This window comes from Caulifigura coniformis (assembly GCF_007745175.1).
Taxonomy (GTDB): Bacteria; Planctomycetota; Planctomycetia; order Planctomycetales; family Planctomycetaceae; genus Caulifigura; species Caulifigura coniformis.
The window spans coordinates 5,705,287-5,718,415 of the sequence record NZ_CP036271.1 but is presented as its reverse complement, the minus strand read 5'-3'; the positions used below and the strand labels follow the sequence as shown (position 1 = coordinate 5,718,415).

Annotated in this window: 13 protein-coding genes; 3 read left to right on the top strand and 10 right to left on the bottom strand. The window is 62.1% G+C overall.

Features of this window, described 5'->3' with window-relative positions; all coding sequences use genetic code 11:
* Window positions 1–41: 41 nt before the first annotated feature.
* From Pan44_RS22975 to Pan44_RS22965, 3 genes are all read right to left on the bottom strand, one after another.
* Window positions 42–1,541, bottom strand: a complete 1,500-nt coding sequence (locus Pan44_RS22975; RefSeq protein ID WP_145034108.1) for a sensor histidine kinase — start codon at window positions 1,539–1,541, stop codon at window positions 42–44.
* Window positions 1,538–2,215: a response regulator transcription factor gene (locus Pan44_RS22970; RefSeq protein ID WP_145035153.1), complete on the bottom strand. Its 678-nt coding sequence runs from the start codon at window positions 2,213–2,215 to the stop codon at window positions 1,538–1,540. Before Pan44_RS22970 ends, Pan44_RS22975 begins: the two co-directional genes overlap by 4 nt.
* A 454-nt stretch (window positions 2,216–2,669) precedes the next feature.
* Window positions 2,670–2,999, bottom strand: a complete 330-nt coding sequence (locus tag Pan44_RS22965; protein WP_145034107.1) for a hypothetical protein — start codon at window positions 2,997–2,999, stop codon at window positions 2,670–2,672.
* Between the two features lie 299 nt (window positions 3,000–3,298).
* Here Pan44_RS22965 and Pan44_RS22960 point away from each other — a divergent pair, with 299 nt between their 5' ends.
* On the top strand, window positions 3,299–4,696 hold the full coding sequence (locus Pan44_RS22960) for a sigma-54-dependent transcriptional regulator (RefSeq protein ID WP_231754140.1): 1,398 nt from the start codon (window positions 3,299–3,301) through the stop codon (window positions 4,694–4,696).
* A 372-nt stretch (window positions 4,697–5,068) separates the two neighbouring features.
* Here the strand turns inward: Pan44_RS22960 and Pan44_RS22955 are convergent, their stop codons facing one another.
* Together Pan44_RS22955 and Pan44_RS22950 are read right to left on the bottom strand one after the other, a co-directional pair.
* Window positions 5,069–5,998: a restriction endonuclease gene (locus Pan44_RS22955; RefSeq protein WP_145034106.1), complete on the bottom strand. Its 930-nt coding sequence runs from the start codon at window positions 5,996–5,998 to the stop codon at window positions 5,069–5,071.
* A gap of 62 nt (window positions 5,999–6,060) precedes the next feature.
* A complete protein-coding gene (locus tag Pan44_RS22950; RefSeq protein ID WP_145034105.1) occupies window positions 6,061–6,564 on the bottom strand; it encodes a hypothetical protein in 504 nt (167 codons plus the stop codon).
* 149 nt (window positions 6,565–6,713) lie between these two features.
* On the opposite strand from Pan44_RS22950, the gene Pan44_RS22945 reads away from it, so the two are divergent.
* Window positions 6,714–7,124: a hypothetical protein gene (locus tag Pan44_RS22945; RefSeq protein WP_145034104.1), complete on the top strand. Its 411-nt coding sequence runs from the start codon at window positions 6,714–6,716 to the stop codon at window positions 7,122–7,124.
* Window positions 7,125–7,303: 179 nt separating this feature from the next.
* Here the strand turns inward: Pan44_RS22945 and Pan44_RS22940 are convergent, their stop codons facing one another.
* The 5 genes from Pan44_RS22940 to Pan44_RS22925 all read right to left on the bottom strand — a co-directional run bounded on the left by Pan44_RS22940 (window position 7,304) and on the right by Pan44_RS22925 (window position 11,188).
* The gene (locus tag Pan44_RS22940; RefSeq protein ID WP_145034103.1) at window positions 7,304–8,575 is read right to left on the bottom strand and encodes a putative Na+/H+ antiporter; all 1,272 of its coding nucleotides are present in this window, start codon (window positions 8,573–8,575) and stop codon (window positions 7,304–7,306) included.
* Window positions 8,576–8,674: 99 nt separating this feature from the next.
* Window positions 8,675–8,989 (bottom strand): hypothetical protein, encoded by a 315-nt coding sequence (locus tag Pan44_RS22935; RefSeq protein ID WP_145034102.1) that lies wholly within the window; start codon window positions 8,987–8,989, stop codon window positions 8,675–8,677.
* Between the two features lie 120 nt (window positions 8,990–9,109).
* Complete coding sequence (locus Pan44_RS27570; protein WP_197453584.1) at window positions 9,110–9,274, bottom strand: hypothetical protein; 165 nt, start codon at window positions 9,272–9,274, stop codon at window positions 9,110–9,112.
* Between the two features lie 37 nt (window positions 9,275–9,311).
* Complete coding sequence (gene hflX, locus Pan44_RS22930; RefSeq protein ID WP_145034101.1) at window positions 9,312–10,700, bottom strand: GTPase HflX; 1,389 nt, start codon at window positions 10,698–10,700, stop codon at window positions 9,312–9,314.
* A gap of 170 nt (window positions 10,701–10,870) precedes the next feature.
* The gene (locus Pan44_RS22925; protein WP_145034100.1) at window positions 10,871–11,188 is read right to left on the bottom strand and encodes a tetratricopeptide repeat protein; all 318 of its coding nucleotides are present in this window, start codon (window positions 11,186–11,188) and stop codon (window positions 10,871–10,873) included.
* Between the two features lie 345 nt (window positions 11,189–11,533).
* On the opposite strand from Pan44_RS22925, the gene Pan44_RS22920 reads away from it, so the two are divergent.
* A complete protein-coding gene (locus Pan44_RS22920; RefSeq protein ID WP_197453583.1) occupies window positions 11,534–12,859 on the top strand; it encodes a trypsin-like peptidase domain-containing protein in 1,326 nt (441 codons plus the stop codon).
* Window positions 12,860–13,129: the final 270 nt, after the last annotated feature.

Genomic DNA, 13,129 nt, shown 5'->3' with positions numbered 1-13,129 from the left:
GCCAAAGCTGTTTCCGGGAATCGGCTGTCCCGGGACTGGTTTTAGCGTGGGAGCGCGGCCCGCTGGGCGTCGGTCGATTCACCGTCGGCCTCCGGGTCCGGGGGAGACGCGAGTTGCAGCTCGACTGTGAACTCGGTCCCCTGTCCGAGCGTGCTCTGGCAACTGATCTTTCCTCCGTGGGCTTCGACCACGGCCTTGCAGATGCTCAGGCCCAGGCCGGTTCCTTCGGGGGAGTCCCTGCGGCGCGATCGATCGACGCGAAAGAAGCGGTCGAAAATGCGAGGCACGTCGACAGCGGAGACACCAATGCCGGAATCTTTCACATGCAGCCGCGCAACTCTCCTGTCGCGATCGACGTTGAGCGTCACTTGTACCTTCCCCCCGGCCGGCGTGTACTTGAGGCCGTTGTCGATCAGGTTGTTCACGACCTGCTGCAGGTGCACCTTGTTTCCGGATACGTCGCAGCGGGGAAGAGGCTGAACCTCCAGTGAGATTTCGCGAACTTCGGCGACCCCCTGAAACATCTCGACGGCGCGCGACACGATCCGATCAAGTCCAACGACATCGACCTGCGAACGCAGCAGTTCGGCCTCGGCTTCAGACAGCAGCAAAAGCTGATTCAGCAGGGTCTGCAGCGAGCCGCTCTGGTCGATGATGTCTTCGAGCAACTCCTGGTATTCCTGCGGAGTCCGCTGCTCATTGAGGGCAACTTCCACGGAACTGCGGATCGCCGCGAGGGGCGTGCGGAGTTCGTGTGCGGCGTTGGCGAGGACGTCGCGCTTGTGGTCGAGAAAGACGGCGATTCTGTCGAGCAGCCCATTGATTGTCTGCGCGAGCTGGTCCAGTTCGTCCCCCGTACCGCGCAGCGGCAACCGTTCTTCGAGCCGGTCGGGCCGCAGGCGGGACGCGGTCCGCGTGATTTCGCCAACCGCATTGGTCGCGCGCCCGGCCAGCCAGTAGGCGAAGAGGGGAGCGACCGCAAAGATGAGCGTGGCGGTCAGGACGACCAGTTCATCGATCTTGGAGAGATCGTGCCTGAGCAACGTGAGCCGAGTCCCGACGACGACGGTCTTGACGCCGTGCTGATTCGGGGGAGCGGGTCCGCGGATTGTCCGCAGGTCGGCCGGTGGACCACTGCGGGCGGCCTGCGGAGCGGGAGGGCCGGAGTCGCGGCCACCTGAGAGCCAGATGCGTTCGCCTTGCGGGCCGAGGAGTTCGGCGAACCACCCATGGTGCCGGTGTCCGATCGCCTTGCGATCGAGTTCGTGCGTAAGCTCTCCGAACTGGTCTTTCGGAATCTCCGAAAGCATCAATCCGATCTCGACGATGTCCTCCCCGAGGATCTCGTCGATTTCCCGCAACAGAGCCCAGGTCACTCCCTGCCGGAGGATGACGAGAGTGGTCACGGCCGTGAGGATCACCACCGCGGCATTCCACACGGCGAGCCGGGTTCGCAGCGACTGGAGGGGCGTCGCTTTGCCGATCGAAGCGGCGCGCGAACCCGCGACCGTTCGCCGGGTTGCGGGGTCAGGAGCAATCATGTTCCGGGCACCCTGAGGACATAGCCCCGCCCCCGGACCGTGTGGAGCAGCTGCTCCTCAAAGCCGCGGTCCATCTTTCCACGCAGGCGCGTAATGTGGACCTCGATCACGTTCGTGACTCCCTCCCAGTCCGACTCCCACAGGTGCTCGCAAAGCATGCGGCGGGTGACGACCTGCCCCGCATTCCGCATGAGGAATTCCAGCAGGCTGAACTCCGTCGGCGTGAGATCGAATTCCTGGCCGTCCCGGGAGGCCCGACGCATCGAAAGATCGAGCGTCAACGGCCCCACGGTCAGGGTCTGCGACTGCCGGGCGATGGATCGGCGGGTCACGGCCGAAAGCCGGGCAATCAGTTCCGAGAAGGCGAACGGCTTGACCAGGTAGTCGTCAGCGCCGGCTTCGAGCCCGGCCACTCTCTCATCCACCGAGCCGAGCGCGCTCAGGATCACGACCGGCGTGTTGACTCCCTGCTTGCGAAGTGAACGAAGGACCTCCAGCCCGGACAGGTCGGGCAGGTTGAGGTCGAGCACGATGACATCAAACCGGCAGGCCCCGGCCTGGGTGAGCCCTTCAAGACCGCTCCGCGTCCAGACGCAATTGTGCTCGGACTCCTGCAACCCCTTCTGGAGCGATCTGCCCAGAACCAGGTCGTCTTCGATCACAAGCACTTCCACGAGCGGTCCCTTCATCACTTGAACCTGACTTGTCCGGCTTGTCGGAAGGCGACCACGGAGGCGACGTGAACAGTCAGCCTCCCCGGGCCGCGCGACTGCTCGCGGCCATCCGGGATTCATCTTATGAGCTGACAGCCAGATCGGCGTGGAGTGGAAGCAGTTCTGGCGAGCCTCAAGCAAGCCGCTTGAGAATCGCCGGCCGCCGTCCTTCCAACGACGCCCATTCCCGCTCCTCAGGAAAATGGAACCGATCGCGTTCCCCGTAAACTCAATATTCCCATTACTTACCGATTCGTAACCCTCGTTCACACCTTTCCGATTTGTAACTTCATCCCCTCTAGGAGGAGATGTTTCGTCGCGCTATAAGTGACCAAGACTTTATCTGAATTTCATGTTTTCAGACACTCCGACAACGCCCCTTTCTCCTCCGCCACCGGCCACGCTGATGAATCGATCAACGGCGAAGAGAGCGGTGTCGACAACCGAGATTCCTGATCTCGAGGTGCGAATCCGGAATGCCGACCGCAGGAAACTGGAGACCGGCCGAATCCAGGTCCAGGACCTGGCTCCCATCCGACTCAACGAGCTTGAAGGTTTCTCCGGTCTGAACCGGCGGCGTGTGCTTCACCTGGCGTTCGAACGACGGTACCGGCACCGCGCGTTCGATGCGATCGGTGTGCAAGTCTCGCCGCCGGTTCGTTCCCGGGTTCGTCCCCGTTTCCAGACGGTTCTGTACAGGCATTCCGTCGTCGAGCGAGTGGGCGAACAGTTCGAAAATCAACATCGTGGTCGCACGCGGCGCCGGAAAGCCGTCGGTGCGAGAAGCGTCATTCGTCAGATGCCTCACGGCGGAAACCCCTCCCGTCCCCAGGCCGACCGCGTAAAAGCGGTGACCATGAAACGTCTTGCCCTCCTGCGGCAAGGACTTACGAAAACGGCTCAAGAGTCCCGTTGCCGCACTTGCGGCCTTGTGTTATCACCCGGTCTCCCAAGTTTTTACTGACATGCTCGTGCTCGACGAGTTGCGAACTCCCGGTTCGCAACTTCCGACAGGATGTCGACGAGTCGTCAAGGAGTGACGGCGTGCCCGGAGTCGCTGCGCATCGATTGCGTATTCTGTTCGTGGATGACGAAGCCCCCATCCGGCTCGTCATGAAGAACGAACTGCCCCGTCTGGGGCACGATGTGACCATCTGCGAAGATGGGCGAGCCGCCCTGCGGGCGCTCGAAGACCATCCCTTCGACGCCGCCATCGTCGACCTCCGCATGCCCGGCATCGGCGGCTGGGACGTCGTTCAGCATCTGAAAAAGACGTGCCCGGAAACGGACGTCATCATTCACACCGGCCACGGCGACATCGATGACGCCATCCAGGCCGTGCGGATGGGCGCCTACGACTTCCTCCGCAAGCCCTGCACGCTGGTCGAAATCGCCAACGTTCTCAGCCGGGTCGCCGAAAAGAAACTGCTGGCCAACAAGGCCATTGCGCTCGAAGCCCAGCTCAAATCGGTTCGCGGCGGCACCGACCTCATTGGCGAAACCCCGTCGATGCAGCGGGTGAAGAAACTGGTCGAGAAGATCGCCCCCACCGATTCGAGCGTCCTGATTCTCGGGGAAACCGGCACGGGCAAGGAACTCGTCGCCCGGCGGATTCACGAACTCAGCACCCGTTCCCAGATGCCGTTCGTGGCGGTGAACTGCGGAGCGTTGCCGGAGAATCTCGTCGAAAGTGAGCTGTTCGGACATAAGAAAGGAGCCTTCACCGGGGCCGACACCCCCAGGAAGGGCCTGATCGAAGTGGCCAACGGCGGCACGCTGTTCCTCGACGAACTCGGCGAACTCGACAAGGCGATGCAGGTCAAGCTGCTCCGCTTCCTCGAATCGGGCGAAGTCCGTCGCGTCGGCGAAAACGACGCCTTCACGGTCGACGTCCGCGTGGTGTGCGCGACCAACCGCAGCCTGCAGGACATGGTGGCCGAAGGCTCGTTCCGGGAAGACCTCTTCTTCCGCGTGAACACGTTCGAGATCCGCCTCCCTCCGCTCCGCGAGCGGAAGGACGACCTGCCGATGCTGGCCCACTCGCTGCTCGCCCGGCACCTGAAGAAACGCGACGTCCCGGAGAACCTGCTTTCGCCCGAAGCAATCACCCTGCTTCGCCAGCACGACTGGTCCGGCAACGTCCGGGAACTCTCCAACGCCCTCGAGCACGCCGCCATCCTGTCCGACGGAAAGAGCATCCGCCCGGAAGACCTGCCGCTGAGCGTCGGCTCGCGCCGTCCCGTGGACGACCGGCCATTCGACGTCAACAACTTCCCGCGGCCGCTCACGCTGCGTGAAATCGAAATGGAAGTGATCCTGCAGACGCTGGAGAAGTACGAAGGGGACAAACCCCGTACCTCCGACGAACTCGGGATCGCCCTCAAGACGCTGTACAATAAGCTCAACGCCCACCACGCCCAGGACCAGGCCGAAGCAGCCTGAGCCTGCAGACAGCCTTCAGGCTGCTCCGAGCAAACCAAAGCCCACGGGTTGCAACCCGTGGGCTTTTTTCATTGCGCTCCCCCTCCCGTCCCGGCCCCTCCCGCAACGCGCGCGCGGCCCGTAGCAGACGCTGCCAGCGTCTGCCTGGATCGCAGCTGGCAGCATCGGCCGTGTGGCACGCCCTGCCAAGGGCGTGGTCCCGTGCCAGGACGCCTTCAGCACTGTCAGTGGTCTGTTGAGTTGGCAAGTAGGATCTGAGCGGCGTCCGTAAGCGTGGGGAGGCTTCGACAATGCTCGCCACGCCCTTTCTTCCTGAAGTCAGTCAGGACGTGCCACCCAGATTGGTGAGACGTGGGTGTGCCACCTGTCCGCCTAACCTTCCCGGGCCAGAACCCGGCGACAGCCGTACGAGTCCTGTAGGTTGCGTTTCGGGTCGGCTCTCGGAATGCATATCAAGATTGAATCTGTGGCTTCCCATTCCGGCGACTTGTCGAGCAACGTCCAGCCGGGGCCGGGGTCAGGCCCTTTCATGTCGACCGACGGGCTGACCTGTGAACCGATGAATTGGTCGCTAGTCACGTTGTACGAGCCGTTAAGCAAATGAGCTTCGACATTGCCTCGGAAGATTCGCCAAGATTCGCCCAATTCGAGTATCAACGATTGGGTCGGATCGGCGGCCGACGCGAATGTTATGCGGACTGCCCACGGTGTAGGGAAGCCGCGAGCCCAAGCAATCGCGTCTAACGCTTTTTGCTCATGTTTGGCAAAGGCGTCCGTGAGTGAATCCAAGATTGTCTTGTCACCGTCACCGAGTTTGACGGTGAAGATGTCATTCCATGTCACGTTCTCGTTCCAGTCGCCCGACAGCGCGACTGCGGATAGGCGCATACGGGAAGGCAAACAATAGGAGTGAAAGACGAGCGATTCCGGGAGATCGGCAGGCGTGTCCTCATAAAGTCGGCAGCAGCAGAACCCCAACTTTTTCGCCTTTTCGATCGCGAACGGATTGAACCCGGCCAGAGAATAGAGCACGCCCTTGTGCGCGCCGGACGAAAGAAACTCACCATTGAAATGGTCGATGTCCAGTTCATTCAAGACACGCCCGTAGTGTTTGCAGCTAACGAGCAACTTGACGATGAACAAGCCGCCGAGACTGGTTTCAATCCACACATCCCGCTGTCGCATGTGTCCCGTGTGAGTATCCGGGAGCTTCACATCATGAGTGACGTTCGCTCCCGTCCCGAGCGCCTTAACGAAGTCAGCAACCGCAATTTCGAATTGCCGCCAGTCAGGTTCGCTCATTCTTGTTTCCGCGATAACAACGGGACGAGAAGTAGCGGCGTTTCGGCGCTGCTTCCTTTGTTCTAGCACTTCGCCCGCTTTGCCATTTCGTCCGCGATCTTGTTCCAGCAGTTTTCATGCGGTAGGACATCGTCCAGTTTCACGTTGTCCACACCGTCGCGTGGGTCGGGACGCGTCCCCTTCTTCGCGAAGACTCGGTCAGAGTAGTCCGCATTTCGCTTCGATTGAGCGTCCGCGATTTCAGCGTGCGACAGGACAAAGAACCGTTCGTCAAATTCGTTCGGCCCGGTCTGGCAGATTCGGGCGAGAACCCAAAAGTCAGGCCAGTCGGTGTTGCCTCGCTCCTTCTTCTGACTGATGCCCGTGACGAACTTCGGCCGCTGACTCGTCTTCACCTCAATTCGCAGTGCGACTGACAGGCTCTCATCAATGGCAAAGATGTCAACGCCCTTATGAGTTCCAAACGTCACCGTGGCGAAGATGCCACGCTTCTGAAGCTCACTGCAAACTCGGTACTCGCCCGCGAGGTGCAAAAGGTGCGGAGCGATCGGCAGAATCTTTGGCATCGTGCGGCCCTGAGTGAGTTTTGCCGGTCCGTATTATCCGTTTTACACTGCGGCCAGACGTTCCCGATGTTTCTAGCCCGCCCCGATTGAGCGTCGCCCCCCCGTCCAAGCGGCGGTTTCATTCATGCGAGTCAAGAGCGAGGCCGAGGATGAGTTTAACCGAACAAGCGAGACAAAACCTGCAATCAGCCGTTCATTTCTCACTGCTGAGCGGAGTTCAGAAGGCCGCGATCGAAATCGTACGGCATACGGCAGGTAGTCGCGGCAAGCGGTCCGTCGAGCGAGAGCGAGAACTTGGCGCGGTATTCACCAGCTTCGCCGATCAGGTCGAGGCGAGAATGCGCGATGACCTACTGGCGGTTGTCGTCGTCTGTCTCGACCATGTAAACGCGATCGTTCAGCATCAGGGTAAGCCGCCGAGGCTGTATATCGACGACATCCTGACGGACCCCAGAACCGTTGCAAACCGCATTTGGAGATGTGACGAAGCAGAGTTTGAAATGTTGCTCCGCAAACTGACGTTCACTGGCGACCCACAGGCTTTCTTGTCTGAAGGGTGACCGCAGTGGGGCGTCTGGCACGCCTAGGATCGTCACTCACTGTGTGACGTGGGCTCGGGCCGTTATCGGCGAAACGCCGATTGCTTGTCGATCCCCTGGAACGAAGAGGATGGGAGCGGGGCTCCCCTTCGCTGCGTCCATCTCCGGCCACCTCGCCGGCGTTTCAACAACACGAACGCCTACACCAGCCAGAAGCACGTCACGGCCACCAGCGTCGGAAACACCGCGCCCGCGAACAGGCCGAGCGGGCTGATGCCGTGGCCGCCGAACGTTTTGGCGCTCTGCAGAATGCCCACGCCCGCCGGGTTGGGCGCGTTCGCGATCACCGTCAATCCTCCGCCCGACACGGCTCCGGCCACCAGCGCGTATTGGAGGTCGGGGCCGATCCCTTCGACGAGCGATCCGAGATAGGTCAACGCCGCGTTGTCGGTAATCGCTGTCAGCGCCGTAGCGCCGAAGAACAGGAGTGATCCATCGAGCCCCGCAATGAGAGGCTTGAGCCAGTACGCCTGGAGGCTGCCAAGCGTCACCAGGCCGGCCAGGAAGAATCCCACCAGCAACGCCTCGCGCAGCTTGAGATTGTCCTGATACTCGCGCGTCGCCGTCGTGAGCCCGAGGAACAACATGAGCACGCCGAAGCAGACATCGGGGTGGTGGGCAAAGAACACGATGGCGGCCAAAAAGGCAACGTGCAGCACCGTGAGCCACACGGGGACGTAGCGCTGGTCCCCGGCGACATATTGAATCCCGGCCAGCTGACGTCGGAAGACGAACGCGACGATTCCGGTCGACAGAACGCAACAGATCGCCGCCCGCCAGCCGAAATGCGTGAGCATGAACGGCGTATCCCAGTTCCAGGTCTTGGCCACCATCAGTACGGGCGGGGCCGCGAAATGGGTCAGTGTTCCGCCGACCGAAACGTTGACGAACAACAGCCCCAGCGTGGCGTAGGCGAATTGCGGGCTGATGTCGCGATCGAAGTAGCGACGCTTGAGCACGATCGCCAGCAGCGTCATCGCGGCCGGTTCGGTGATGAACGAGCCCAGGAGCGGTCCGAGAGCGAGTGCCGTCACGTAAAAGGCCACGCTGCTGCCGAACGGAAGCAGCCGGGCGACTCCATTCAGAATGCGCTCGCCCAGGGCAACAATCGGCCGCGTCGCCGCGACGACCATCACGGCGAGAACAAACTTCGGCTCATTGAAGTTGAGTCCTTCAATGTAGTGAACCGCCGCACCGACCGAGCCTTCGATGGCGGCGATTCCTGCAAAGAGCGCGGCGGCCCATAAGCCGAAGACGACCTCCGTCTCCGCGAGAAAATGCAGGAGGTTCTCGGCGACGGAGCCTCGCGGATATTTGTGCGCCCAATGAGCGAAGTGCTTGACGGAGAAGGTGTGGAGGACTGCCAGTGCGAAGAGAAATGTCGCCAGCAGTTCGATCGGGGAAGGGTTCATCTCGCTCTTTGAAGTTCGGCCCGCCTGGTCTCGTGAAACACCCTGGCTCGGCGCTGTCGCTGGAAATGGGTTGGTAAAGTCGAAAGGCGGCGTGGCTGTTCAGCGCAGGCCGATGACGTTGGCGACGATCCACACGACCATCGCGACGACGGGAACAGTGGTGTAATACCTGCGAATCAATTCCGGAGTGGCGGGCTCACCGGCCGCGGTCTCGGAATGTCCGGTACGGTAATCAACCCACCGCGCCAGGAGCATCGTCGCGAGAATGAGCAGGTAAACGAGGCTGCCGAATCCCAGCCATCCTCCCCCCTTCTCAGCGATCATCACCGTCGTCACAAGAAGCGCCATCGGGCCAAACAGGCACCAGACAAGACGGGGCAAACCGGAACCGGCTTCTGCGGAAGTCGCCGACATGACACATGCCTCCACGTTGAGAATCGAAAGTGAGCCACGACCGGAAGCCCGGCCGCAGGCACGACAGACGGAAAGCGAGCGAAGAAAGGGCCCGCGAGAGAGGGGCCTGCTCAATGGGGATTACCAGCCGCCGGCGTTGCTCACGAAGAGCGTGAGGAACAGGCGGTGCTCGGAATCAGGAGCCGCAACGGGCGGCATCTCCAGGTTTGCGGGAAGCATCGCGTGATTGTAGTCGACATCGCGTGTGCTGAAACCCCGGTCCCCATCGATCTGGAGGCCCGGCATTGCGCGTCCGCATCGACGTCGACGACCTCCCGGCAGCTCAAGCGTTCTCTCGACCGCGGCCGCTCGCGCTCAGGGGCACGCTGTAATCCTCGTCGTCCTCGATGTCATCCTGCTTCAGCTTCAGCGGCGTGCCGTCGAGGTTGCGGATGACGTTCTGCGGATCATCCGTCAGCACGTTCGCGAACCGCCGCGGGATGCGAACCGTCAGCGTGACGCGGTCGTCGTGGTAGTCCCTCTCGCCCTGCACTTCGGCGTGCTCGGACAGGAAGGCGAACAGCTTCCCGTTGCCGACGGACGTCTCGACCTTCACGTTCAGATAGCCGTCGCCCAGCCGCTCCGCGACCATCTGGGTGAGCTTCTCGAGCCCGGTCCCGTCGACAGCGCTGACCGACACCGTGTTGGGATGCCGGCCCCGCAGGACGTCGAGCAGCGAACGGTCTTCCAGCGCATCGACCTTGTTCAGGACGAGGATCGGTTCATGGGCCTCGATTCCGAGGTCCTCCAGCACCTCGTTGACCGTCTTGATCTGCTGTTCGGCGTCGGGGTGGCTGGCGTCGACGACGTGCAGCAGAAGATCCGCGTGGCGGGCTTCTTCGAGGGTCGAGCGGAACGAGGCCACCAGGTGGTGGGGCAGGTTCTTGATGAATCCGACGGTATCGGAAAGCAGGACGTCACCCCAGTTGGGGAGCGTCCACTTGCGGGTACGGGTGTCGAGGGTGGCGAACAGCTTGTCGGCGATATAGACGTCCGCCCCGGTCAGGGCGCGCATCAGCGTGCTCTTGCCCGCGTTCGTGTAGCCAACGAGCGAAACCGTCATGTGGTCGCGGCGGCTGGCGACGAGCCGTTCCCGCCGTTTTTCCACATCCTTCAGTTTTCGTTTCAGTTCGCTGATGCGCGTGTCGACGAGCCGGCGGTCCGTTTCCAGCTGCTTTTCACCGGGACCTTTGCCGCTGCCGATGCCACCCTCGATGCGTTCGAGGTGGGTCCACATGCGGGTCAGCCGAGGCCGCATGTAGAGCAGCTGGGCCAGTTCGACCTGCAGCTTGGATTCGTACGTCCGGGCGTGCGTGGCGAAGATGTCGAGAATGACTTCGCTGCGATCGACGACCTGCTTGCCCGTGATCTCCTCGACGTTCTTGCCCTGGGACGGGCTGAGGACGTTGTCGAAGACGACAAGGTCGGCATCCGAGGCCGCGACGAGCTGGGCCAGTTCGCTCAGCTTGCCCTTTCCCAGGTAGGTCGCCGGATCGGGCTTTTCCTTGTACTGCAGGAGGGTTCCGACGATCTCGGCCCCCGCCGTCTCGGCGAGCCCCCGCATCTCGTCCAGGTCATCCGCGTGAACTCCTTTCTCACGCCGGTCGACAACGGAAACAAGCACGGCCCGACGGGCATGGACTTTGAGTTCTTCGCGCTTCGGCTCGGGCAAGTCTCGGATCCTGAGAAACTCGTGGAATCAATTTCGGCAGCTGACAGACGCCGCCCCGTTGTTCCAGGTTCACCGGAATCCGCTGCCGCGGCGAAAATGGCGTCTGCAACTCATGCTACGGGGCGCACAAGGCCCCGACAACTGGTCACTCGGGGGCGGCCCAGGCCGTCTTAAAGCGGGAGTGATTCGACGAAGGCGCCGATCTCCTCGGCCGCATGCTGGTCTCCGCTGGCCCTGGCGGCAGCGACTCCCTGGGCTCCACTGTCCCGGGCCGCATCGAATTTTCCCATTCCCGCCAGGACCTGCGCCTTCTGGAACCAGGCGGCCGAGTTTTGGGGGTCCAATGTGAGGACTCGGGAAAATGCGGAGAGTGCGTCGTCTTTCCGGTCGCTGGAGACGAATTCCATGGCGAGCGCGTAGTTCAAAAAGACGTCTTCCGGCGAATCCTGCAGCATGTCCTGGAGTTTTTCGAGTCGTGTGAGGGGCATGAGCAGTGGGGACTTGAGGAGGAAATCCGGCAGAGCGGAGTGAATGGCGGGGGGAGGTTTTCGACGGGTGAAACGTCTTGCCCAGTTTCTCAATGAACGATTGGGCAAGTTATGCGTCAGTGAGCCGGGGCTTTCAAGGGGGCTCGCCGGGAGGGTCGAAAAACCAGCCGGAAGGTAGTGCGGGCAATCGCCGTGCAACCGACGATTCGACACCTCGTAAAAGTCCGGGGAACAGGGTCACCGATGAGGAATCGCCTGTTGCACGCCGCCAGCTGCCTGGTTCTCGTTACCGGGTTCTGCGGCGCAGTCTCTGCCGAGCAAGACTCAGGGCCGTCCGAAACCCGGATGACGCCCTTCGTCAAGCTGGTGCGGAGGACGTGTGAGTCGACGGTGAACATTCACACCGTCAAACGTCAGAAATCGATCGACGTCGCCTTCTCGCTGCAGAAAGGCGCCAGCAAGATCAACGGCATGGGCACCGGCGTGCTCATTGACGAGCGGGGCTACATCCTGACGAACAACCACGTCATCCAGGACGTGGAATCGATCGAGGTCACCCGGATTAACGGCGAGAAGTACATCGGAACGGTCTTCCAGACCGACGCCAAGAACGACCTCGCCATCATCCGCATCCATGCTCGCGGGCCTCTCCCGGTGATGCCGATCGGCACTTCCTCCGACCTCATGCTCGGAGAAGACGTCATCGCCATCGGCAACGCCTACGGCTATGAGCACAGCGTGACCCGCGGCATCGTTTCGGCCCTCGGCCGGAATGTCGAAGCCGGGGACGACCAGGCCTACGAAAACCTGATCCAGACCGATGCGGCCATCAATCCCGGCAACAGCGGCGGCCCGCTGATCAACTCGGAAGGCGAAGTGATCGGCATCAACGTCGCGATCCGGGCCGGAGCCACGAAGATCGGCTTCGCGATTCCGATCGACGCTGCACGGACAATCGCCGCCCGGATGATGAGCGCGGAGAAGACCGCCAACCTGTATCACGGAGCAATCCTGAAGGATCACAAAGACGGGGCGACCCGCCGCGTCCTGGTGCAGTCGACCCGTCCCGGTTCACCGGCAGCCGCGGCTGGACTTCAGTCCGGAGACGTCGTGCTTCGCATCGGCTCGATGAACATCACCGACGGCGTCGACTTCGAGCGGGCCTTCCTCGATCACAAGGCGTCCGAAACGCTGCCGGTGGTGGTGAACCGCGGCGGCAAGGAAGAATCGCTGAACATGCAGCTGGTCGCTGTCACGCCCGACTACGGCACGACTCGCCACACGATGACGGCCAGCCTGGCTCCCCAGCCGGCCGCCACGCAGGTCAACAACGCCGTCCGGTCAGACCGGACCTGGGAAGCCGTCGGGCTGCGGCTGTCCGCCCTGATCAAAGGGGACTCGCGCCTCGAAGGGCTCCCCTACACCGGCGGGATGATGGTCACGGATGTTCGCAAGGAAAGCCCGGCTTCACAGAGCGGCATCCGGAAAGGCGACATCCTGGTGGGCCTCTCGTCCTACGAAACGGTCAAGGAAAACGACGTCAACTACGTCCTGACGCATGCCGACACCCGCGGCGGGGCTCCCGTGAAGTTCTACATCGTTCGTGAACGGGACACGCTGTACGGGTTCTTCTCGCCGGCCAAGACCGACCGCACCGCGTCCGCGAAATGAAGTCGCCGACTTCCGCCAGGCACGGTTCCCGTGCCTGGTTCAACCGGCCGTGCAATTCGGAGCACGGGCCGATGGCGAATGGGCCCTTCTTCAACTTCTCTCGTTGCCAGCTTCTTGCGACGACATCGCCGATCGAGGCCTCTGTTCCTGGGCGGCGTGTACCGCCCCGCGGGCCTGTTTCAGCTCCCCGCGCTGACGATCTGCATGCAATCCAGCGCGGCATGATCACCCCCGCGATGCTCTGAGAGTCTGTCCGCCTCGCTGTGCGGT